The sequence below is a fragment of the Pseudescherichia sp. genome (assembly GCF_032052675.1).
In the GTDB taxonomy this organism is placed as follows: Bacteria; Pseudomonadota; Gammaproteobacteria; order Enterobacterales; family Enterobacteriaceae; genus Pseudescherichia.
In genome coordinates, this window is the sequence record NZ_DAMBWA010000010.1 from 109,856 (window position 1) to 130,208 (window position 20,353).

The window sequence follows — 20,353 nt, forward strand, 5'->3', positions numbered from 1 at the left end:
CGGAGAGAGTGCCAGGTTAACCAGTCGAATTTTTACTAAACGGTCTGGAGGATTATGCCAGTACCGTTGACGGTGCTTTAAATGCCAGCGGCAGCTCAGCGTCGTCCTGGAACGTCACATACTCCCAGGCTTCCTGTTTAGCCAGGACCGCCTGCAGCAGTTTATTATTCAGCGCATGACCGGATTTATAAGCGGTAAATGCACCGATAATGTTGTGACCACACATGAACAGATCACCGATCGCATCCAGCATTTTATGACGCACAAACTCGTCTTCAAAACGCAGGCCGTCTTCGTTCAATACACGATAGTCATCAACGACGATGGCACAGTCGAAGCTGCCGCCCAGGCAGAGGCCACGGGACTGCAGATACTCGATATCACGCATAAAGCCGAAGGTACGCGCGCGGCTAATCTGGCGCATAAATGCGTCAGCAGAGAAGTTCATCGCGTAGCGCTGGCTGCTGGCATCAATCGCCGGATGGTTAAAGTCGATGGTAAAGTCCAACGTAAAACCATTGTACGGCTTGAATTCAGCCCATTTGTCGCCATCTTCGACGCGAACGGTCTCTTTGATGCGAAGGAATTTCTTCGCACAGTTCAGCTCTTCGATACCGGCATCAAGCAGCAGGTAAACGAACGGCGCTGCACTACCGTCCATGATCGGGATCTCAGGGGCATCAACTTCAATCATGATGTTGTCGATACCCAGACCCGCCAGCGCGGCATTGAGGTGCTCTACGGTAGAGATCCGCACGTCATGCTCGTTCACCAGACAGGTACAGAGCATGGTATCACGCACAGATTTGGCATCGGCCGGAAAATCTACCGGTGGATTCAAGTCAGTGCGACGATAGATGACCCCGGTGTTGGCCGACGCAGGTCGCAGCGTCAGGGTGACTTTTTTGCCGGTATGCAAACCGACGCCAGTCGCCTGAACGATACGTTTAAGTGTCCTTTGTTTGATCATCGTATAATCTCGCCTAGTTACTAATCCAACCGAATTGTACTATACAACCGGCGGGCCAGTTTAGCACAAAGAGCGACAATGCCCAACTTCCAGCTAATTCTTAGTCAGCCTGCTTACGTAAAAATGCCGGAATATCGAGATAATCTGGCTCTTTCGCGGTCTGCGGCGTCGGGTCATTAACCACTTTAGCGGCCGGTTTCTGCTCCTGGCTCAGCGGAGCCATACCGTGCTGCTGATAGCGATCCATCACCGGCTGCTGCTGCTGTTTGTTAGTTACCAGGGTGATTTCAGGACGCTTGTCCATACCGATACCGGTGGCAACAACGGTCACGCGCAGCTCGTCGTTCATCTCTGGATCCAGAGAGGTACCGATAACCACGGTGGCGTTATCCGACGCAAAGGCACGGATGGTGTTACCCACGGTTTCAAACTCGTCCAGACGCAGGTCGAAGCCCGCCGTGATGTTGACCAGCACGCCGCGCGCGCCAGAGAGGTCGATATCTTCCAGCAGCGGGCTGGAGATCGCCATCTCGGCGGCTTCTTCCGCACGATCTTCCCCTTTCGCCACGCCGGAGCCCATCATCGCGTAGCCCATTTCGGACATCACGGTGCGCACGTCGGCGAAGTCGACGTTCATCAGGCCCGGACGGGTGATCAGCTCGGCGATGCCCTGAACCGCGCCTTTCAGCACGTCATTGGCCGCGCCAAAGGCGTCGAGCAGAGAGATGCCACGACCCAGCACCTTCAGCAGCTTGTCGTTCGGGATGGTAATCAGGGAGTCAACGTGCTTGGACAGCTCGGTGATCCCCTGCTCTGCAAAGGCCATACGCTTCTTGCCTTCGAAGTTGAAAGGCTTGGTCACGACGGCAACGGTCAGAATACCTAAATCTTTGGCTACTTCGGCAACCACTGGCGCAGCGCCTGTGCCTGTACCACCGCCCATACCTGCGGCGATGAATACCATGTCTGCGCCATCAAGCGCAGCGCGCAGTGCCTCACGGTCCTCTTCGGCTGCGTTGCGGCCGACTTCCGGATTAGCGCCTGCTCCCAGACCTTTGGTGATGCCGCCGCCGATCTGGATGGTCTGTCCCACCGCGGTCTTACGCAACGCCTGGGCGTCGGTGTTTACTGCAAAGAATTCAACGCCTTCGATGCGCTCGCGCACCATGTGCTCAACGGCGTTACCGCCGCCGCCACCGACGCCGATGACTTTAATCACCGCGTCGTTGGTCAGTTCCATAGGTTCAAACATAATTTTCTCTCCGATTTTACACATCATCCTTCAAACTGCGTTACGGCTGCAAGAGGGATTCAATGTAAGTACCTGTCGCCTGAGTCCGCTAATTTTGTGCGGTCTCTGAAAATATTAAAACTCTTTTCGCAGCCAGCTGTTCAGACGTTTGATCCACGAGCCGACTGACGCACGTTTTTCCACCTCTGCTTCACCACTTAAATGGGACTCCTTCCCGTAGTGCAGCAGACCTACCGCCGTTGAATAGTACGGCTCCTGGGCATAATCCGTCAGGCCCGTGATATTCAGCGGCGCACCTATGCGCACCTGTGTATGAAACACGCGTTGCGCACAGGCTGCAAGCCCTTCGATCTGCGCGGCGCCGCCGGTTAATACAATTCCTGCTGCAAGATGGTGCTTAACGCCTTGTTGCCGGAGCTGTTCTTGCAGCTGCAAAATTTCTTCGTTCACCAGATTGAGCAGCTCGGTGTAGCGCGGCTCAATCACCTCCGCCAGCGTTTGACGCTGCAGGCTGCGCGGCGGACGTCCGCCCACGCTCGGCACCTCTACGCTTTCGTCTTTACCGACGATAGCGCCCAGCGCACAGCCGTGGCGAACCTTAATGGCTTCGGCGTCGCTTGGCGGCGTACCGAAGGCATAGGCGATGTCGCTGGTCACCACGTTCCCCGCGTAGGGGATCACTTTGGTGTGGCGCAGCGCACCGCCGGTATACACGGCGATGTCCATTGTACCACCACCGATATCGACCACGCAGACACCCAGCTCACGTTCGTCTTCCGTCAATACGGAATAGCTGGACGCCAGTCCGGCAAAAATAAGTTGGTCAACTTTCAGACCACATCGTTCAACTGCTTTGACAATGTTTTTTGCCATATCGTTGTGACATGTGATCAAGTGCACTTTTGCCTGCATCCGCACGCCGGATAACCCTACCGGATTTTTGATCCCTTCCTGGTAGTCAATGGCGTACTCCTGCGGGATCACATGCAGAACCCGGTGCTCATCGCGCACCCGCACCGACTTGGCGGTGTGCACCACGTTTTCAACGTCTTCCTGGGTCACTTCCTCTTCGGAAATGGGCACCATGCCGATCTCATTCTGACAGCTAATATGCTTGCCGGAGAGCGCCAGGTAAACCGACGAAATCTGGCAGTCCGCCATCAGCTCGGCCTGGTCGATGGCGCGCTGCACGCACTTTACCACCGACTCCAGATCGTTGACCCCGCCTTTATCCATACCCCGCGACGGGCAACTGCCCACGCCAATGATATTGATCATACCGTCGGGCAGAACTTCCCCTACCAAAGCGGCAACCTTTGCGGTGCCAATCTCCAGTCCTACTACCAGTTTTCTGTCCGTCGCCTTGATCATTATTGCTCTGCCTGTGCCTGATTCTGTTGCTGATTAGGATCCACAATGGGTGCCGGTTTCCAACCGACCGCCGCGCCCGAGTCGTAGCGCAGATCGACATAGCTGATCTCTTTGCCGTCGGTTTGCGCCTGCTGCTGCAGAACAGGATAGAGTTCTACAAAGCGTGACAGACGTTTCATCGTATCCCCCCGACCTAAGTTGAGCTTGATTCCATTATTAAGCGTCAACTGCCAGGAGCGACGGGCGGTCATCGCCGCCTCTTTCAACGTAAATTTATCCTTTGCCAGCACCTGCCCCATGTCGCGATAGCCTTGCAACACTTCGCTTTCGCTCCCTTCCGGACCAAAGAGCAGCGGAAGATTCTGTTCTTTAGCCCGATCGGTCGGCACGCTGAACGAATTTCCATCTGCATCCATCATGTGCTGATCATTCCACCGCGCAATGGGGACATATTCAACCAGATGAATCTTCAATTCGTCCGGCCACTGCTTTCTTACGCTGGCCTGCTTGATCCACGGCAGACGTTCAATCTGGCTCTGGATGATGTTTACATCCTGAGTCATAAAGGTCCCGGGCGCCCCCAGGGCCAGAATCGACTGGCGAATATCATCGTTGCGCGTGTAGTGGCGCTCACCGGTGACCACAAGCTTCGACAGCGGCAGGCGCTGCGCATCGTCCATCCAGCCCAGAATCATCCAGCCGCTCACCAACACGGTGCACAGCACCGCCAGCAGAAAAACAATTCCTGCAAGACGCGTTCCATTATTCCGCCGGGAGGCAACAACCTCCTCCTCTTCGCGGTTTCGCGTGTTTAGCGCAGCCTGCGACATATCAGTCCGCCAACTCCAGAATTCGTACAACCAATTGCGAGAAACTTAATCCAGCCTGGCGAGCCGCCATCGGGACCAGACTGTGGCTGGTCATTCCCGGCGAGGTGTTCGCTTCCAGCAGATAGAAGTGACCATCGCGATCCTGCATGGCATCGATTCGACCCCATCCACGGCAGCCTAAAACGGTCCAGGCCTTTAGTACCAGATCGCGCAGCTGCGCTTCGCGCTCCGCTTCTAATCCGCTGGGGCAGAAATACTGAGTCTCATCAGAGAGATACTTTGCCTCATAATCATAGAAGGTTCCTGCGGGTTGGATGCGAATTGAGGGTAAAATTTCTTCCCCTAATACTGCCACGGTAAATTCCGGCCCGCTCAGCCACTTCTCAACTAAGACTTCTTCATCATGCTGAAACGCTAAAGCTAACGCCGCATTCAGCGCGCCGGCCTCGTCAACTTTTGACATGCCCACGCTGGAGCCTTCGCGGCTGGGCTTAACGATCAGCGGCAGGCCCAGGCTGGCAATGTGCTGAAGTACGCTCTCGCTCAGGCCCTGCTCAAACTCTTTGCGCGTCAGCGCCGCCCACGGCGCGACAGGCAAGCCCGCGCCCTGCCACAGCAGCTTGCTGCGCAGCTTATCCATTGAGATGGCCGAGGCCATTACGCCGCTGCCGGTATAGGGCAGACCGGTCAGCTCAAGCAGGCCCTGCAGCGTACCGTCTTCGCCGCCGCGACCGTGCAGGGCAATAAAGACTTTGTCAAAGCCCATGCTCTTAAGCTGGGTGACGTCGGTATCACGCGGATCTACCGGATGGGCGTCCACGCCGCCTTCACGCAGGCCAGCCAGCACCGCAGCGCCGGAGTTCAGCGATACTTCACGCTCGGCGGAGGTTCCGCCCAGCAGGACTGCAACTTTATTAGCCATGACGCTCTTCCTCCTGCGACGGCTGCGGCTTCAGTTTATTCTCGGCCAGGCTGCGGGCAATTTTACCAATGTTTCCTGCCCCCTGAACCAGAATAAGATCGTTACCGGTTAATACCGGGGCCAGCATCGCTGCAACCTGGGCCGCATCCGGAACCAGGATCGGGTCGATTTTACCCCGGCCACGAATGGTACGGCACAGGGAGCGGCTGTCCGCACCCGGGATCGGTGTCTCGCCTGCGGCATAAACGTCCAGCATCAGCAGAGCATCAACCTGGGTCAGCACGTTGGCAAAATCATCGTACAGGTCACGGGTACGGGTGAAACGGTGCGGCTGGAAAATCATGACCAGATTTTTATCCGGCCAGCCTGCACGCGCGGCCTTGATGGTGGCATCCACTTCTGTTGGGTGGTGACCGTAGTCATCAACCAGCATAGCGCTGCCCGCTTTGCCGTTTACCTGCTCCAGCGGGAACGCGCCGAGGAAGTCGAAGCGGCGTCCGGTGCCCTGGAAGCTCTCCAGCGCCCGCAGGATCGCCTCGTCGTCAATCCCCTCTTCCGTCGCCACGGCAACCGCCGCCGCCGCGTTCAGGGCGTTATGGCGACCCGGCGCGTTCAGCGTGACCTGCAAATTAGGTTTGTCCTGGCGCACCAGCACAAAGTGTCCCTGCGGCCCGGTCTGCTGGTAGCTCTCAACCCGCACGTCCGCGTCGTCGCTAAAGCCGTAGGTGGTGGTCTGACGGCCCACGCGCGGCAGCAGCTCGCGGCACACCGGATCGTCCACGCACATCACGGCCCGGCCATAGAACGGCAGGTTGTGCAGGAAGTTAATAAAGGTCTGCTTTAGGTTCTCGAAGTCGCCCTGGTAGGTATCCATATGGTCGGCTTCGATATTGGTGACGATCGCCACCATCGGCTGCAGATGCAGGAACGAGGCATCGCTCTCATCGGCTTCGGCAATCAGGTAGCGGCTGTGGCCCAGACGCGCATGTACGCCTGCGGCTTTCACCAGCCCGCCGTTAACAAAGGTCGGATCCAGTCCGGCCTCGGCATAGATGCTGGAGACCATCGCGGTGGTCGTGGTTTTGCCATGCGTCCCGGCGATGGCGATGCCGTGACGAAAACGCATCAGCTCCGCCAGCATCTCTGCACGGCGGATCACCGGAATGCGCGCTTCATGCGCGGCAACAATCTCCGGGTTATCGGCTGAGATCGCGCTGGAGACCACCACGACGCTGGCGTCGCGTACGTTTTCCGGACGATGGTTGAAGTAGATGGTCGCGCCGAGGGCGGCCAGCTGCTGCGTAACCGGGTTTGGCGCAAGGTCGGAACCGCTGATCTGATAGCCTTCGTTCGCCAGGACTTCAGCGATGCCGCCCATGCCGGCCCCGCCAATGCCAACGAAGTGAATGTGCCGGACGCGACGCATCTCGGGCACGATTGAACGCAGTTTCGCCAGTTGTTGTGTATTCATTCTCTAAACGCCATAAACTTCTAAAATTCGTGCGACGCAAAAGGCGTCGCGATGGTTAAGCCTGTGCAGCAAGGCTTACGGCTTTTGCTACCCGGTCGGTAGCATCAGGAATGGCTGCGGCGCGTGCGCGCTCGGCCATTCCCAGTAACGTAACGCGATCCCAGCTCGCCAGCGTTTCGACGACGGAATCAACGGTAAACTGCGGCTGCTCAAGGATCTTCGCCGCGTGCGCCTGCTCTAACGGCAGCGCATTCCAGTACTGCTGCCGATCCTTATGCTGGAACGGCACGAACAGCGCCGGCAGCCCGGCAGCGGCGATCTCGCTCACCGTCAGCGCCCCGGAGCGGCAAACTACCACGTCGGCCCAGGCGTAGGCTGCCGCCATATCATCAATAAATTCGGTCACGCGGTGCTGCGGCTGGCCCGCATCGGCATAGGCCTGCTCAACGGTCTGCTGCGCCCCTTTTCCGCTCTGGTGCCAGATGGTTACCGCATCGCCCAGTCGGGCAGCGACCTGCGGCAGCGTCTGGTTCAGCACCCGAGCGCCCTGCGAGCCGCCGACAACCAGTACTCGTACCGGCCCTTCACGACCGGAGAGGCGATCCGCCGGCAGCGGCAGCGCCAGTACGTCGGTGCGCACCGGGTTACCCACCACGTCAGCCTGTGGAAACGCACCGGGAAAGGCCTGCATTACCTTGGTGGCGATCTTCGCCAGCCATTTGTTGGTCAGCCCGGCAATGCCGTTCTGCTCGTGTAGCACCACTGGAATACCCAGCGACCAGGCGGCAAGGCCACCCGGCCCGGAGACGTAGCCGCCCATCCCCAGCACCACGTCCGGTTTGAAACGCTGCATGATGGTCCGCGCCTGACGCCAGGCGTTAAAGATACGCAGCGGCGCAAGCAGCATGGCCTTCAACCCCTTCCCGCGCAGCCCGGAGATGCGAATAAAGTCGATCTCGATACCGTGCTTTGGCACCAGATCCGCTTCCATACGATCGGCGGTGCCCAGCCAGCGAACCTGCCAGCCCTGGGCCATTAAATGGTGCGCAACCGCCAGGCCGGGGAAAACGTGCCCGCCCGTGCCGCCTGCCATCACCATTAACCGCTTCGGTTGCCCACTCATCGAACACCTCGTGTAAACGCCTGGGCTTTTTCCAGACGCGTCTCATAATCTATACGCAACAGCATCATGATCGCCGTCGACATAATTAACAGGCTGGACCCACCGTAGCTGATTAACGGCAGCGTCAGACCCTTGGTTGGCAGCATCCCGGCGGCCGCGCCAACGTTGACGAGTGCCTGAAAACTAAACCAAATCCCGATCGAACAGGCCAGAAAGCCCGAGAAACGGTGGTCGATATCCAGCGCTTTCCGCCCAATAGACATCGCACGGAAAGCGACGAAGAATACCATCAAAAGCGCCAGTACCACACCGATATAACCCAGTTCTTCGCCGATAATGGAGAAAATGAAGTCGGTATGCGCCTCCGGCAGGTACTCCAGTTTTTGTACCGAGTTGCCGAGGCCCTGTCCCCAGAACTCGCCCCGGCCAAAGGCCATCAGCGACTGGGTAAGCTGGTAGCCGCTGCCAAAGGGATCTTCCCACGGGTTCCAGAACGAGGTCACGCGGCGGATGCGGTAGGGTTCAGCAAGGATCAGCAGGATCACCGCAGAGATACCCATCCCGATGATGGCGATAAACTGCCACAGCTTGGCTCCGGCAAGGAACAGCATGGCGAGGGTAGTGACAAACAGCACGACCACTGTACCGAGGTCAGGCTGCGCCAGCAGCAGCAGGGCCAGCACAAGGATCACGCCCATCGGCTTCAGGAAGCCGCGCAGGTTATTACGCACCTCATCTACCTTACGCACCAGGTAGTTGGCGAGGTAGCAGAAGAGCGACAGCTTGGTGAACTCTGCAGGCTGGAAGCGCATCACGCCAAGGTCAATCCAGCGCGATGCCCCGTTAATCGAGCTGCCGACCAGCAGCACCAGCAGCAGCATCAAAATAGAGGCGATGAGCATGGCGGAGCTCCAGCGCTGCCAGAACTCCATCGGCAGGCGCAGGGTAATCATCGCCATACAAAACGCGAGGAAGATATAGAGCGCATCGCGCTTAGCAAAGAAGAAGGGATCGTTGGTCAGACGCTGCCCTACCGGCATCGATGCGGAGGTCACCATAATAAAGCCCACTGCCGCGAGGCCAAAGGTCAGCCACAGCAGCATCCGGTCATACATGACCAGGCTATCATCGTCCTTTGGACGCGACCCCATGACCCAGCCTTTAAGCGCCGCAAACAGCCACTCCAGGATACCGAGCCCCGGCAAATGCGGCATGCGTGGTAGCTTCAGGCGAGGAAATGATAAGCGCATTAGCCTAACTCCTTCGCCAGACGGGTGAATTCATCGCCCCGTTGTTCAAAGTTCTTAAACTGATCGAGGCTGGCACAGGCGGGTGACAGCAGCACTATATCCCCTGACTTAAGCTGCGGCGCGATAAGGCGCATCGCCTGCTCCATCGTCTCAGTTTGCTGCGCAATCTCGGGACGTAACGCCGCCAGCGCTGCGCCGTCGCGGCCAAAGCAGTAGAGGCGCACGTTATCGCCGTTCAGGTAGCGGCTCAGGGGCGAGAAGTCCGCCGACTTGCCGTCGCCGCCCAGCAGCAGGTGCAGAGTGCCTTCAACGTGCAGACCGTTAAGCGCCGCCTCGGTGCTGCCAACGTTGGTCGCCTTGGAGTCATTGATCCAGCGCACGCCGTTATGCTCCAGCGCCAGCTGGAAACGGTGCGCCAGGCCGGTAAAGGTGGTTAACGCCTTCAGGCTGGTGGCACGCGGCAGGCCAGCGGCATCCGCCAGCGCCAGCGCCGCCAGGGCGTTGGTATAGTTGTGCTGGCCGCTGAGCTTCATCTCTTTAACGTTAAATACTTTCTCGCCCTTCACCCGCAGCCAAGTCTCACCCTGCTGGCGATTGAGGTGATAGTCGCCAACGTCGACGCCAAAGCTGATGCAGCGCTCATCCGCACCCCGAACCGGCATGGTCAGGGCGTCGTCGGCGTTGACCACGCAGACTTTAGCGTTCTCGAAAATGCGCAGCTTGGCGGCGCGGTACTGCTGCAGGCCAAACGGATAGCGATCCATATGATCTTCGGTGACGTTCAGGATCGTGGCTGCTACGGCATGCAGGCTGGAGGTGGTCTCGAGCTGGAAGCTGGAGAGCTCCAGCACGTACAGCTCGCGGTTGCTGTCGAGCAGCATCAGTGCTGGCAGACCAATATTGCCGCCGACGCCAACGTTAACGCCCGCGGCTTCCGCCATCTCGCCCACCAGCTTAGTGACGGTGCTCTTGCCGTTAGAGCCGGTAATCGCAATCACCGGCGCCTGGGCTTCACGCACGAACAGTTCGATATCGCCGACAATCTCTACGCCAGCCTCGGCGGCCGCGCTCAGCGACGGGTGCGCCAGGGCGAGACCGGGGCTGGCAACGATCAGATCGGCGGCCAGCAGCCAGTCGTCATTCAGACTACCAAGGTGGCGCTCAACCGACTCCGGGAGCTTCTCTAGCCCCGGCGGCGCGCTACGCGTATCCATCACCCGCGGCGTCACGCCACGCGCGAGGAAAAAATCCACGCAGGATAGCCCGGTTAACCCTAACCCAATGATGACGACCTGTTTACCCTGGTAATCTGCCATGATTAACGCACCTTCAGCGTAGCCAGGCCAATCAGCACCAGCATCAGCGAAATAACCCAGAAGCGCACGATCACGCGCGGCTCCGGCCAGCCTTTCAGTTCATAGTGGTGGTGAATCGGGGCCATACGGAAGATGCGCTGTCCGCGCAGCTTGAAGGAGCCCACCTGCAGGATCACCGACAGGGTCTCCACCACGAATACGCCGCCCATGATCACCAGCAGGAACTCCTGGCGCAGCAGCACGGCGATAATGCCCAGCGCGCCGCCCAGCGCCAGCGATCCGACGTCGCCCATGAAGACCTGCGCCGGATAGGTGTTAAACCAGAGGAAGCCCAGCCCTGCCCCGACGATAGCCGTACAGACGATCACCAGTTCACCGGCGTGACGCAGGTAGGGGATGTGCAGATAGCTGGCAAAGTTCATGTTGCCGGTTGCCCAGGCCACCAGCGCAAAGCCTGATGCCACCAGCACGGTAGGCATGATCGCTAAGCCATCGAGGCCGTCGGTGAGGTTCACGGCGTTGCCGGTACCGACGATCACGAAGTAGGCCAGCAGGATATAGAGGATGCCCAGCTGCGGCATAACGTCTTTAAAGAATGGCACCACCAGCTGCGTAGCGGGCGTATCGTTGCCTACCAGATAGAGCGCAAAGGAGACGCCCAGGGCGATGACCGACATCCAGAAATATTTCCAGCGGGCGATAAGGCCCTTGGTGTCTTTACGCACCACCTTACGGTAGTCGTCGACAAAGCCGATGATGCCGTAGCCCACCAGCACCACCAGCACGCACCAGACGTAGGGGTTGGAGGGGTAAGCCCACAGAAGGACCGACACCACAATGGCGGTAAGGATCATGATCCCCCCCATCGTTGGGGTGCCGCGCTTGCTGAAGTGCGATTCCGGACCGTCGTTACGAACAACCTGGCCAAACGAGAGCTTTTGCAGGCGGGCGATCATGCGCGGCCCCATCCATAAAGAGATGAAGAGCGCGGTCAGCAGGCTGACAATGGCGCGAAACGTCAGATAGGAAAAGACGTTAAAGCCCGAATAATATTTGACCAAATGCTCGGCCAGCCAAACTAACATGTCCCATTCTCCTGTAATGCGTGTACTACCTCTTCCATGGCAGCACTACGTGAACCTTTCACCAAAATGGTAATCATCTGCTGCTCTGCAATCAGCGCCTTGAGGCGCGCAATCAGCGCAGCTTTATCGTTAAAATGTTCGCCAACGCCGCTGGCGTCGGAGATACCTTTGCTCTGGACGCCCACGCTCAGCACGCGATCGAGGCCGGAGGCTTTCGCCGCCTCGCCCACCTGCTGATGGCACGCTTCGCTTTCATCGCCCAGCTCGGCCATATCACCCACCACCATTACCCGGTAGCCCGGCATCTCGGAGAGCACCTGCGCCGCGGCGGTCATCGAGCCGACGTTAGCGTTGTAGGAGTCGTCGAGCAGCAGCTGGTTTTCCGCAAGCTGAATAGGGAACAGACGTCCCGGCACCGCCTTCAGCTTCGCCAGCCCAGCTTTGACCGCATCCAGCGGTGCGCCCACCGCCATCGCCAGCGCCGTTGCCGCCAGCGCGTTAGCAATGTTGTGACGACCCGGCAGCGGCAGCAGCACCTCAGCATTCCCGGTTGGGGTTTGCAGCGTGAAGTGGGTCCCCTGCGAGGTCACATGCACGTTATTGGCGGTAAAATCGCTGTTGGCCGCGTTCGGTGAGAAGCGCCAGATTTTGCGCTCGCCGATAACGCTCTGCCAGTTCAGCCAGTCGTTGTTGTCCGCATTCATGATCGCCACGCCGTTCAGCGGCAGCCCGGTAAAGATTTCACCCTTGGCCTTCGCCACGCCCGCCAGCGAGCCAAAGCCCTCCAGGTGCGCCGCCGCCAGGTTGTTGACCAGCGCCGCTTCCGGACGGGTCAGGCTCACGGTCCAGGCGATTTCGCCCTGATGGTTAGCCCCCAGCTCGATCACCGCATACTGGTGCGCTTTCGTCAGGCGTAGCAGTGTCATCGGCACGCCGATGTCATTATTTAGGTTGCCGGCGGTATAAAGCGTATTGCCGCACTCGCCAAGGATGGCGGCGGTCATCTCTTTCACCGAAGTTTTACCGGAGGAGCCGGTGAGCGCGACCACGCGGGTCGGTACCTGCTGGCGCACCCAGGCCCCTATTTCACCGAAGGCGAGACGGGTATCTTTCACCACCAGCTGGGGCAGATCGCAGTCGAGCTTACGGCTGACCAGCAGCGCGCCCGCGCCGCCCGCCTTCGCCTGCTCGGCAAAATCATGGGCGTCGAAACGTTCACCTTTCAGGGCCACAAACAGGCAGCCCGGCGTCAGCTGGCGGGTATCGGTAGTCACGGCATCAATGGTCAGGCTCTGGCCGTGCAGCTCGCCGCTGAGGATCTGGGCAAGCTCGTTAAGGGTTACGCTAATCATGCCACCACTCCCAGCAGACGCGCGGCGGTGACGCGGTCGGAATAGTCAAGACGGCGGGTGCCGACAATCTGGTAATCTTCATGGCCCTTACCGGCCAGCAGCACCACGTCACTCTCTTTCGCCTGCATGATGGCGCTGGTCACCGCTTCGGCACGACCTTCCACCACCCGGGCGCGGCCTGCGTCGAGCATGCCGGCGAGAATATCGTTTATGATGGCGCGCGGCTCTTCGGTACGCGGGTTGTCGTCGGTCACGACCGGCACGTCGGCAAACTCTTCGGCAATGGCCCCCATCAGCGGGCGTTTGCCTTTATCGCGATCGCCGCCGCAGCCAAAGACGCACCACAGCTTGCCGGTGCAGTGCAGGCGCGCGGCCTGCAGCGCTTTCTCCAGCGCATCCGGGGTGTGGGCGTAATCCACTACCACCGTCGGTTTGCCCGGCGCGGTGAAGACCTCCATGCGGCCGCATACCGGCTGCAGGCGCGACGCCGTCTTCAGCAGATCGCTCAACGGGAAGTCCAGCGCCAGCAGGGTAGCCAGCGCCAGCAGCAGGTTGCTGACGTTAAATGCCCCCATCAGGCGGCTCTCAATCTCGCCCTCGCCCCAGGAGGAGGTAAAGCGCACTGTCGCGCCGCTGTCGTGATAGCTTACCGCCTCGGCCTTCAGCCAGCGGCCATGACAGTCCGGGTTGATATGCCCTTCCATTGAGACCGCAACGGCGTCCGGCAGGTTAGCCAGCCAGCGGCGGCCCACTTCATCATCGGCGTTCACAATCGCCTCGCCATAGTGATGCGCGGAGAAGAGCAGCCATTTTGCCGATTCGTAGCCCGCCATATCCCCGTGGTAATCGAGGTGATCGCGGCTCAGGTTAGTGAATACCGACGCACGGAATTTCAGGGCGGCCACACGGTGCTGCACCAGACCGTGGGAGGAGACCTCCATCGCGGCAAAGGTTGCCCCCTGCCCTGCCAGATCGGCAAGCACGTGCTGAACGTCAATGGCGGAGCCGGTGGTATTCTCGGTTGGGATCGCCTTGCCCAGCAGGCCGTTACCCACCGTACCCATCACCGCGCTGGTTTCGCCCAGCAGCTGAGCCCACTGCGCCAGTAGCTGGGTAGTGGTGGTTTTGCCGTTGGTGCCGGTAACGCCCACCAGGCTTAAATGCTCGGCAGGCTCATTGTAGAAACGTCCGGCTAGCGCTGAGAGGCGCTCGTTAAGCTGGCTGAGGTAGATAACCGGCACGCCGTGAACGTCACGGATCTCACCGTCAGCGGCCTCGCCTTTGGCTTCCGCAATAATAGCCGCCACGCCTTGTGCTATCGCCTGCGGGATATACCGACGCCCGTCCGCCTGGTGGCCCACTACCGCCACAAAGAGATCGCCCGCTGCCGCCACGCGACTATCGAGTGTCATTTCCCGCAAAGCTCGCGCAGGCAGATTCGATACCCACGGAGCGAGAAGGTCGCGCAAATTACGATCTGCCACCTGTTCCCTCGCCTTCATTAATCACAAATTCACTTTTTTCGCCCGTTGCTAACGCGTCCGGCTCGATGTTCATGGTGCGCAGTACGCCGCCCATGATGGCCCCGAAGACCGGTGCGGAAACGGCACCGCCGTAATATTTACCCGCCTGCGGATCGTTAATGACCACCACCAGCGCAAAACGCGGCTGGCTGGCTGGCGCAACGCCCGCGGTGTAAGCAATGTATTTGTTGATATAGCGCCCGTCCGGCCCGACCTTTTTCGCCGTACCGGTTTTAATGGCAATGCGATAGCCTTTGATGGCCGCCTTCACGCCGCCGCCGCCGGGCAGCGCCACGCTCTCCATCATGTGCACCACGGTACGGACGATGGATTCCGGGAAGACGCGCTCGCCGGGTACGGGGGGATCAACTTTGGTGATCGACAGCGGACGGTAGATGCCGTAGCTGCCAATCGTTGCGTAGACTCGCGCTAACTGTAACGGGGTTACCATTAGCCCGTAGCCGAAAGAGAAGGTGGCCCTCTCTATGTCAGACCACCGTTGTTTTTGAGGATATAAGCCACTGCGTTCTCCGACCAACCCCAAATTGGTCGCTTTTCCCAGGCCAAAACGCGAGTAAGTTTCTACCAGCGCTGAGGAGGGCATCGCTAACGCCAGCTTTGAAACACCGACGTTACTCGACTTCTGTAGTACCCCGGTCAGGGTTAATTCGCTATAGCGCGCCACGTCTTTGATCTCGTGGCCGTTAATACGGTATGGCACGGTATTCAGAACGGTGTTCTCTCTGACCACGCCGCGCTGCAGAGCGGTCATAACGACCATTGGCTTCACGGTAGAGCCGGGTTCGAACACGTCGGTAATGGTACGGTTACGCATCACGTCTTTCTGCGTACCGCTGAGGTTGTTCGGGTTATAGGAGGGGCTGTTGGCCATTGCCAGCACTTCGCCGGTGTTAACGTCGACCAGCACGGCGCTGCCGGATTCCGCCTTGTTAAAGGCCACGGCGTTGTTCAGCTCGCGGTAGACCAGCGCCTGGAGACGCTCGTCAATGCTCAGGGCGAGGTTATGCGCTGCCTGGCTGTCGGTAGAGGAGATATCTTCGATCACACGGCCATAGCGGTCTTTACGCACGATACGCTCGCCGGGCTGGCCGGTAAGCCACTTATCGAAGCTCTTCTCAACGCCTTCAATGCCCTGGCTATCGACGTTGGTAAAGCCAATGAGGTGAGCGGTTACTTCGCCGGAGGGGTAGTAACGACGCGACTCTTCCCGCAGGTGAATGCCGGGCAGCTTCAGTTTTTTAATGTAGTCGCCGATGTCGGGATTTACCTGCCGCGCAAGATAGATAAAGCGCCCTTTCGGGTTGGCGTTCACGCGGGCAGCAAGCTGATCGAGCGGGAGATGCAGCGCATCCGCCAGCGCTTTCCAGCGGTTGTCGAGCGTAATGCCGCCAGCGTCATGCAGCTCTTTCGGATCGGCCCAGATCGCTTTTACCGGCACGCTCACCGCCAGTGGACGGCCGGAGCGGTCAGTGATCAGGCCGCGAGAGGTGGAGACCTCCTGCACGCGCAGCGAACGCAGATCGCCCTGGCGCACCAGCATATCCGGATTGATAACCTGCAACCATGCGACGCGCCCCAGCAGAAACGCCAGGGCCAGTAAAATACATCCGCAAAGCAACGCAAAACGCCAACTCACAAAGTTGGCCTGCTCTTCCTGACGTTTTGGTTTAAGCGTCTTCACCGCTGCTTTCATGCGTCGCGTAAGTCCTTATTTTTGTACTACAATGTTTTCTTGTGAGGGATCAACATGCTGCAACTGCAGCTTCTCAGTGGCGATACGTTCAACGCGGCTATGATCGCCAAGGGCATTCTCTTCGAGGATCAGGTTGCGCCACTCGATATCCAACGCATCACGCTCCAGCACCAGCTGTTCACGCTGCGCCGTCAGCAGACGGGTATGGTGGGCGGTCGTGACGACCGTTACCGCCGTCACGATGATGCAGATGAACAGGCAGAGCGGCAGTTTGCCGAATCGCAAAAGATCGTCGGCGATCACGCCAGGCAAGGCATGGCGCTCGGTGTTTCCTAACGACCCTTTTACTTTACTGAGCGTCTCTGCCACCCTGCTAATCATGCGTTCGTCCTCTCAGCGATACGCAGCACTGAACTACGGGCGCGTGGATTCTCTGCCACCTCTTCTTCCCCCGGCATTAGCTTGCCTAGGGCGCGCAGATAGCGGCCGCCCAGCTTGTTGAGCTGAGCTTCGGTCATCGGCAGCCCGGCAGGAACCTGTGGCCCACGGCTCTGCTCGCGCATAAAGCGTTTCACAATACGATCCTCCAGCGAGTGGAAGCTGATGATTGACAGCCTTCCCCCTGGAGCCAGCACGTCGAGCGAGTTTTTTAACGCCTGCTCTATCTCTTCCAGCTCGCTGTTCACCCAGATGCGCACCGCCTGGAAGGTACGGGTGGCAGGATGTTTATGCTTATCCTTCACCGGCGTTGCGGCGGCGATCACTTCTGCCAGCTGTTTGGTACGCGTCATCGGCTCAATGCGGTTACGCTCGACAATGGCGCGGGCAATACGCTTGCCAAAACGCTCTTCGCCAAAGGTTTTAATCACCCAGGCAATGTCGGCTTCGTCAGCGGTTTGTAACCATTCGGCGGCGGACTGGCCGCGGGTGGGATCCATACGCATGTCCAGCGGACCGTCGCGCATAAAGGAGAAGCCACGTTCAGGATCGTCAAGCTGCGGTGAGGAGACGCCAAGATCGAGCAGAATACCGTCGATCTTGCCGACGAGATCGCGCTCGCGGACATAGTCCGCCAGCCCGGAAAAGGGCCCGTGCACAATAGAGAAGCGCGGATCGTCAATGGTTTTGGCGATAGCAATCGCCTCAGGATCGCGATCGATTGCCAGCAGTCGCCCCTCCGCCCCCAGCTGGGAGAGGATCAGGCGCGAGTGGCCACCGCGACCAAAAGTTCCATCTATGTAGATACCGTCAGGACGAATGTTCAGGCCATTCACGGCCTCGTCCAGCAGTACCGTTGTGTGTTTAAAATTTTCCATCATCGTTATAGAGACAAATCCTGCAATCGCTCTGAAAGTGGTTCAGAGCCTGACTGCTCAGCGTCGATATCTTCCTTGACCCGTTGATACCAGGTCGTTTCATCCCACAGCTCAAACTTGTTAAACTGCCCGACCAGCATCACTTCTTTGTTCAGTCCGGCATGGTGCCGTAAAACGGGAGCAATCAGTAAGCGCCCCGCGCTATCCATCTGACATTCACTGGCATGTCCCAGCAGTAAACGCTGCACGCGTCGCTCTGCGGGATTCATGCTCGACAGACGCGATAATTTTTGCTCAATAATTTCCCATTCCGGGAGGGGATAAAGGAGCAGGCAGGCGTGATGGATGTCAATGGTACAGACCATCTGACCGGCAGCATGCTCGACGAGTTGTTCCCGGTAGCGAACAGGCACGGACAACCGGCCTTTACTGTCGAGATTAACTAACGTTGCCCCACGGAACATGCCAGTTTCACCTCAAAATCAACCTTTCACCACTTTATCCCACAAATCCCCACCGAGGGAGTTTACGGAGCGGAGGAAAAGCTTGTCAAGCCAGCACTGACGCTAACGAGTCCGAAACAACCACGATTAATAGTGGATAACAGTCCCGCACAAAATGTGCTCAACGCGCGCTGCAAATTAACGTCATGAATATTTGCAAAAAAAATAATGCGTCCGCATGAGACGGTTAAAGACCTCGGTCACGCTACGGCTTAAATATAAAGTGTCAGTTTGCGACGCGGGCAGCATTTTAAGCCATATTGTCAATGGTTAACAGCGTCACTTACCGGTGGAGGGAGGGAAGCGTGTTCATTGAGAGAGGAAGTGAATTGTCATACTAAAGAAAAGGTCATTAATTCAGCGACTCCTCCTTAGATGTAACAAAACAATACAAAATTAACGCACCGTTACCTCCTTCTTCCCTAAAAAAAGGTGTTTTTAGAATAAGGCGGAATTTAAAAAATAGCGGCCTACGGATTTTAAGGATTAATCCGAACGTTAATTTACGTTAATACGCGAATGGCTTTCATATAAATGAGGGCGCTGAAAGAAAAGAGCTGCTTTAGTTAAATAAAGACACGCCGGGCGGCGCTGCGCTTGCACGGGCCTACGGTGGAGTGCGCTTTGTAGGCCGGGCAAGCGCAGCGCCGCCCGGCGTTTACGATCCTTAAAGAGGATCAGATGCGGTTTAGCACGCCGCGGCGGTAGAGGTTGCGCCGAATGCGGCTCAGGCCAGGCTTCGGTTTACGCGGCTCGTCGAGGCTGGCCAGGACGATCTCCAGTACGCGCTCCGCCACGTCGCGGTGGCGCTGGGCCACGGCCAGTACCGGACACTGCAGGAAGTCGAGCAGTTCGTGATCGCCAAAGGTGGCAATCGCCAGATTAGCAGGCAGATGACCATCGCGGCGCAGCGTCACATCCATCACACCCTGCAACAGGGCAAAGGAGGTGGTAAACAGCGCCTGCGGCATCGGGTTAGTCTCCAGCCACTTATCGAACAGCTGCGCGGCGGCTTCCCGCTCGTAGCTGTTGGCGTAGAGGAAGCTGACCTCGCGCGGATCGTCTTTCCAGGCGGTGCGGAAACCCTGCTCGCGCAAAAAGCTGACCGACAGCTCCGGCAGCGCCCCCAGATAGAGTACGTTCTCCGCCGGGAAGGTACGCAGCTCCGCCGCCAGCATCTCGGCATCGTCCTGATCCGCACCGACCACGCTGGTGAAGTGCTCTCGATCTAAGGCGCGGTCGAGGGCAACGATAGGAAAAGCGTCGTTGGCCCAGCGCTGGTAAAAAGGGTGCTCCGGCGGGAGCGACGTCGACACAATAATGGCATCCACCTGGCGCTGCAGCAGATGCTCAATACAGCGCATCTCGTTATCCGGCTGGTCTTCCGAACAGGCAATCAGGAGCTGGTAGCCACGCTGGCGCGCCTGCCGCTCAAGGTAGTTAGCAATGCGGGTATAGCTGGTGTTTTCCAGATCGGGGATCACCAGGCCAATCGATCGCGTGCGTCCTGCCCGCAGCCCGGCGGCCACCGCATTCGGATGGTAGTTATGCTCGCGCACGACGGCCATGACTTTTTCAACGGTTTTATCGCTAACGCGGTACTGCTTCGCTTTGCCGTTGATCACATAGCTTGCTGTGGTGCGTGAGACGCCGGCAAGCCGGGCGATTTCATCCAGTTTCACAATTGCCTCTCAAAGAAAAAAGGATACTCCATAACCTTTTTTGGAATATAGGTTTAATTCCATAACATCTAAACGCAGAATAGTCACTGCGGCAACCGCTTTCGCTCAGCCTTCCGGTTGTTTTCGCAAAAAAAAGCCCGACAGGATCCGTCGGGCTGCTCATTTTGCCGTTGCCTTCAACCTATCGCATGATTTTATCGCCGCGCGACAGGCCCACGACCCCGGAGCGGGCGACCTCAACGATTTTCGCCACGTCGCGGATAGAGGCCAGAAACGCATCCAGCTTATCGCTGGTGCCAGCCAGCTGAACCGTATAGATAGAGGGAGTGACGTCGATAATCTGACCACGGAAGATCTCCGCGTTACGCTTCACCTCCTCCCGGCCATAGCCGCTGGCCTGGATCTTCACCAGCATGATCTCACGCTCGACGTGTGCCCCCTGCCCCAGCTCGCTAACACGCAGCACGTCCACCAGCTTATGCAGCTGCTTCTCGATCTGCTCCAGCACTTTGGCATCGCCCACCGTCTGGATAGTCATGCGCGAGAGGGTTGGATCGTCGGTCGGGGCCACGGTCAGGCTCTCAATGTTGTAGCCACGCTGGGAGAAGAGGCCAATCACGCGCGACAGCGCACCCGATTCGTTCTCCAGTAACACAGATAATATCCGGCGCAT

At 58.4% G+C, this 20,353-nt stretch carries 18 protein-coding genes; all 18 read right to left on the reverse strand.

The window, feature by feature from the left end; all coding sequences use genetic code 11:
• Positions 1-52 precede the first annotated feature (52 nt).
• Positions 53-970 (reverse strand): UDP-3-O-acyl-N-acetylglucosamine deacetylase, encoded by a 918-nt coding sequence (gene lpxC / locus RTX96_RS14575; RefSeq protein WP_042390462.1) that lies wholly within the window; start codon positions 968-970, stop codon positions 53-55.
• A 100-nt stretch (positions 971-1,070) separates the two neighbouring features.
• Positions 1,071-2,222 carry a cell division protein FtsZ gene (ftsZ, locus tag RTX96_RS14580; RefSeq protein WP_042390697.1) on the reverse strand — a complete coding sequence of 384 codons (1,152 nt, stop codon included), beginning with the start codon at positions 2,220-2,222 and terminating at the stop codon, positions 1,071-1,073.
• 114 nt (positions 2,223-2,336) lie between these two features.
• Positions 2,337-3,593, reverse strand: coding sequence for a cell division protein FtsA (gene ftsA, locus RTX96_RS14585; RefSeq protein WP_103820708.1), 1,257 nt, complete (start codon positions 3,591-3,593; stop codon positions 2,337-2,339).
• Complete coding sequence (gene ftsQ, locus RTX96_RS14590; protein WP_103820709.1) at positions 3,593-4,423, reverse strand: cell division protein FtsQ; 831 nt, start codon at positions 4,421-4,423, stop codon at positions 3,593-3,595. The genes ftsA and ftsQ overlap by 1 nt, the downstream gene beginning before the upstream one ends.
• Position 4,424: 1 nt before the next feature.
• Entirely contained in the window at positions 4,425-5,345 is a 921-nt protein-coding gene (locus RTX96_RS14595) for a D-alanine--D-alanine ligase (RefSeq protein WP_312671445.1), read from the reverse strand.
• Positions 5,338-6,816 (reverse strand): UDP-N-acetylmuramate--L-alanine ligase, encoded by a 1,479-nt coding sequence (gene murC / locus RTX96_RS14600; RefSeq protein ID WP_103820711.1) that lies wholly within the window; start codon positions 6,814-6,816, stop codon positions 5,338-5,340. Before murC ends, RTX96_RS14595 begins: the two co-directional genes overlap by 8 nt.
• Before the next feature lie 55 nt (positions 6,817-6,871).
• Complete coding sequence (gene murG, locus RTX96_RS14605) at positions 6,872-7,939, reverse strand: undecaprenyldiphospho-muramoylpentapeptide beta-N-acetylglucosaminyltransferase (protein WP_103820712.1); 1,068 nt, start codon at positions 7,937-7,939, stop codon at positions 6,872-6,874.
• Entirely contained in the window at positions 7,936-9,189 is a 1,254-nt protein-coding gene (ftsW, locus tag RTX96_RS14610) for a cell division protein FtsW (protein WP_103820713.1), read from the reverse strand. The genes murG and ftsW overlap by 4 nt, the downstream gene beginning before the upstream one ends.
• A complete protein-coding gene (gene murD / locus RTX96_RS14615) occupies positions 9,189-10,505 on the reverse strand; it encodes a UDP-N-acetylmuramoyl-L-alanine--D-glutamate ligase (protein ID WP_312671446.1) in 1,317 nt (438 codons plus the stop codon). The genes ftsW and murD overlap by 1 nt, the downstream gene beginning before the upstream one ends.
• A gap of 2 nt (positions 10,506-10,507) precedes the next feature.
• The gene (gene mraY / locus RTX96_RS14620) at positions 10,508-11,590 is read right to left on the reverse strand and encodes a phospho-N-acetylmuramoyl-pentapeptide-transferase (protein WP_042390449.1); all 1,083 of its coding nucleotides are present in this window, start codon (positions 11,588-11,590) and stop codon (positions 10,508-10,510) included.
• Positions 11,584-12,942 carry a UDP-N-acetylmuramoyl-tripeptide--D-alanyl-D-alanine ligase gene (murF, locus tag RTX96_RS14625; RefSeq protein WP_312671447.1) on the reverse strand — a complete coding sequence of 453 codons (1,359 nt, stop codon included), beginning with the start codon at positions 12,940-12,942 and terminating at the stop codon, positions 11,584-11,586. Before murF ends, mraY begins: the two co-directional genes overlap by 7 nt.
• Positions 12,939-14,426: a UDP-N-acetylmuramoyl-L-alanyl-D-glutamate--2,6-diaminopimelate ligase gene (gene murE / locus RTX96_RS14630; RefSeq protein WP_103820716.1), complete on the reverse strand. Its 1,488-nt coding sequence runs from the start codon at positions 14,424-14,426 to the stop codon at positions 12,939-12,941. Before murE ends, murF begins: the two co-directional genes overlap by 4 nt.
• The gene (gene ftsI, locus RTX96_RS14635) at positions 14,413-16,179 is read right to left on the reverse strand and encodes a peptidoglycan glycosyltransferase FtsI (protein ID WP_103820717.1); all 1,767 of its coding nucleotides are present in this window, start codon (positions 16,177-16,179) and stop codon (positions 14,413-14,415) included. Before ftsI ends, murE begins: the two co-directional genes overlap by 14 nt.
• A gap of 15 nt (positions 16,180-16,194) precedes the next feature.
• Entirely contained in the window at positions 16,195-16,560 is a 366-nt protein-coding gene (gene ftsL, locus RTX96_RS14640; protein WP_103820718.1) for a cell division protein FtsL, read from the reverse strand.
• Positions 16,557-17,498 (reverse strand): 16S rRNA (cytosine(1402)-N(4))-methyltransferase RsmH, encoded by a 942-nt coding sequence (rsmH, locus tag RTX96_RS14645; RefSeq protein WP_103820719.1) that lies wholly within the window; start codon positions 17,496-17,498, stop codon positions 16,557-16,559. The genes ftsL and rsmH overlap by 4 nt, the downstream gene beginning before the upstream one ends.
• A gap of 2 nt (positions 17,499-17,500) precedes the next feature.
• Complete coding sequence (gene mraZ, locus RTX96_RS14650) at positions 17,501-17,959, reverse strand: division/cell wall cluster transcriptional repressor MraZ (protein WP_042390438.1); 459 nt, start codon at positions 17,957-17,959, stop codon at positions 17,501-17,503.
• Between the two features lie 716 nt (positions 17,960-18,675).
• On the reverse strand, positions 18,676-19,680 hold the full coding sequence (gene cra / locus RTX96_RS14655; protein WP_103820720.1) for a catabolite repressor/activator: 1,005 nt from the start codon (positions 19,678-19,680) through the stop codon (positions 18,676-18,678).
• A gap of 181 nt (positions 19,681-19,861) precedes the next feature.
• Positions 19,862-20,353: an acetolactate synthase small subunit gene (gene ilvN, locus RTX96_RS14660; RefSeq protein ID WP_103820721.1), complete on the reverse strand. Its 492-nt coding sequence runs from the start codon at positions 20,351-20,353 to the stop codon at positions 19,862-19,864.

What these genes read in the sequence shown, in the direction of transcription:
- ftsI (WP_103820717.1), bottom strand. Translation starts at nt 16,179, where the DNA reads ATGAAAGCAGCGGTGAAGACGCTTAAACCAAAACGTCAGGAAGAGCAG.
- ftsQ (WP_103820709.1), bottom strand. Translation starts at nt 4,423, where the DNA reads ATGTCGCAGGCTGCGCTAAACACGCGAAACCGCGAAGAGGAGGAGGTT.
- mraZ (WP_042390438.1), bottom strand. Translation starts at nt 17,959, where the DNA reads ATGTTCCGTGGGGCAACGTTAGTTAATCTCGACAGTAAAGGCCGGTTG.
- murF (WP_312671447.1), bottom strand. Translation starts at nt 12,942, where the DNA reads ATGATTAGCGTAACCCTTAACGAGCTTGCCCAGATCCTCAGCGGCGAG.
- murG (WP_103820712.1), bottom strand. Translation starts at nt 7,939, where the DNA reads ATGAGTGGGCAACCGAAGCGGTTAATGGTGATGGCAGGCGGCACGGGC.
- ftsA (WP_103820708.1), bottom strand. Translation starts at nt 3,593, where the DNA reads ATGATCAAGGCGACGGACAGAAAACTGGTAGTAGGACTGGAGATTGGC.
- ftsW (WP_103820713.1), bottom strand. Translation starts at nt 9,189, where the DNA reads ATGCGCTTATCATTTCCTCGCCTGAAGCTACCACGCATGCCGCATTTG.
- mraY (WP_042390449.1), bottom strand. Translation starts at nt 11,590, where the DNA reads ATGTTAGTTTGGCTGGCCGAGCATTTGGTCAAATATTATTCGGGCTTT.
- lpxC (WP_042390462.1), bottom strand. Translation starts at nt 970, where the DNA reads ATGATCAAACAAAGGACACTTAAACGTATCGTTCAGGCGACTGGCGTC.
- ilvN (WP_103820721.1), bottom strand. Translation starts at nt 20,353, where the DNA reads ATGCGCCGGATATTATCTGTGTTACTGGAGAACGAATCGGGTGCGCTG.
- RTX96_RS14595 (WP_312671445.1), bottom strand. Translation starts at nt 5,345, where the DNA reads ATGGCTAATAAAGTTGCAGTCCTGCTGGGCGGAACCTCCGCCGAGCGT.
- ftsZ (WP_042390697.1), bottom strand. Translation starts at nt 2,222, where the DNA reads ATGTTTGAACCTATGGAACTGACCAACGACGCGGTGATTAAAGTCATC.
- rsmH (WP_103820719.1), bottom strand. Translation starts at nt 17,498, where the DNA reads ATGATGGAAAATTTTAAACACACAACGGTACTGCTGGACGAGGCCGTG.
- murD (WP_312671446.1), bottom strand. Translation starts at nt 10,505, where the DNA reads ATGGCAGATTACCAGGGTAAACAGGTCGTCATCATTGGGTTAGGGTTA.
- murC (WP_103820711.1), bottom strand. Translation starts at nt 6,816, where the DNA reads ATGAATACACAACAACTGGCGAAACTGCGTTCAATCGTGCCCGAGATG.
- ftsL (WP_103820718.1), bottom strand. Translation starts at nt 16,560, where the DNA reads ATGATTAGCAGGGTGGCAGAGACGCTCAGTAAAGTAAAAGGGTCGTTA.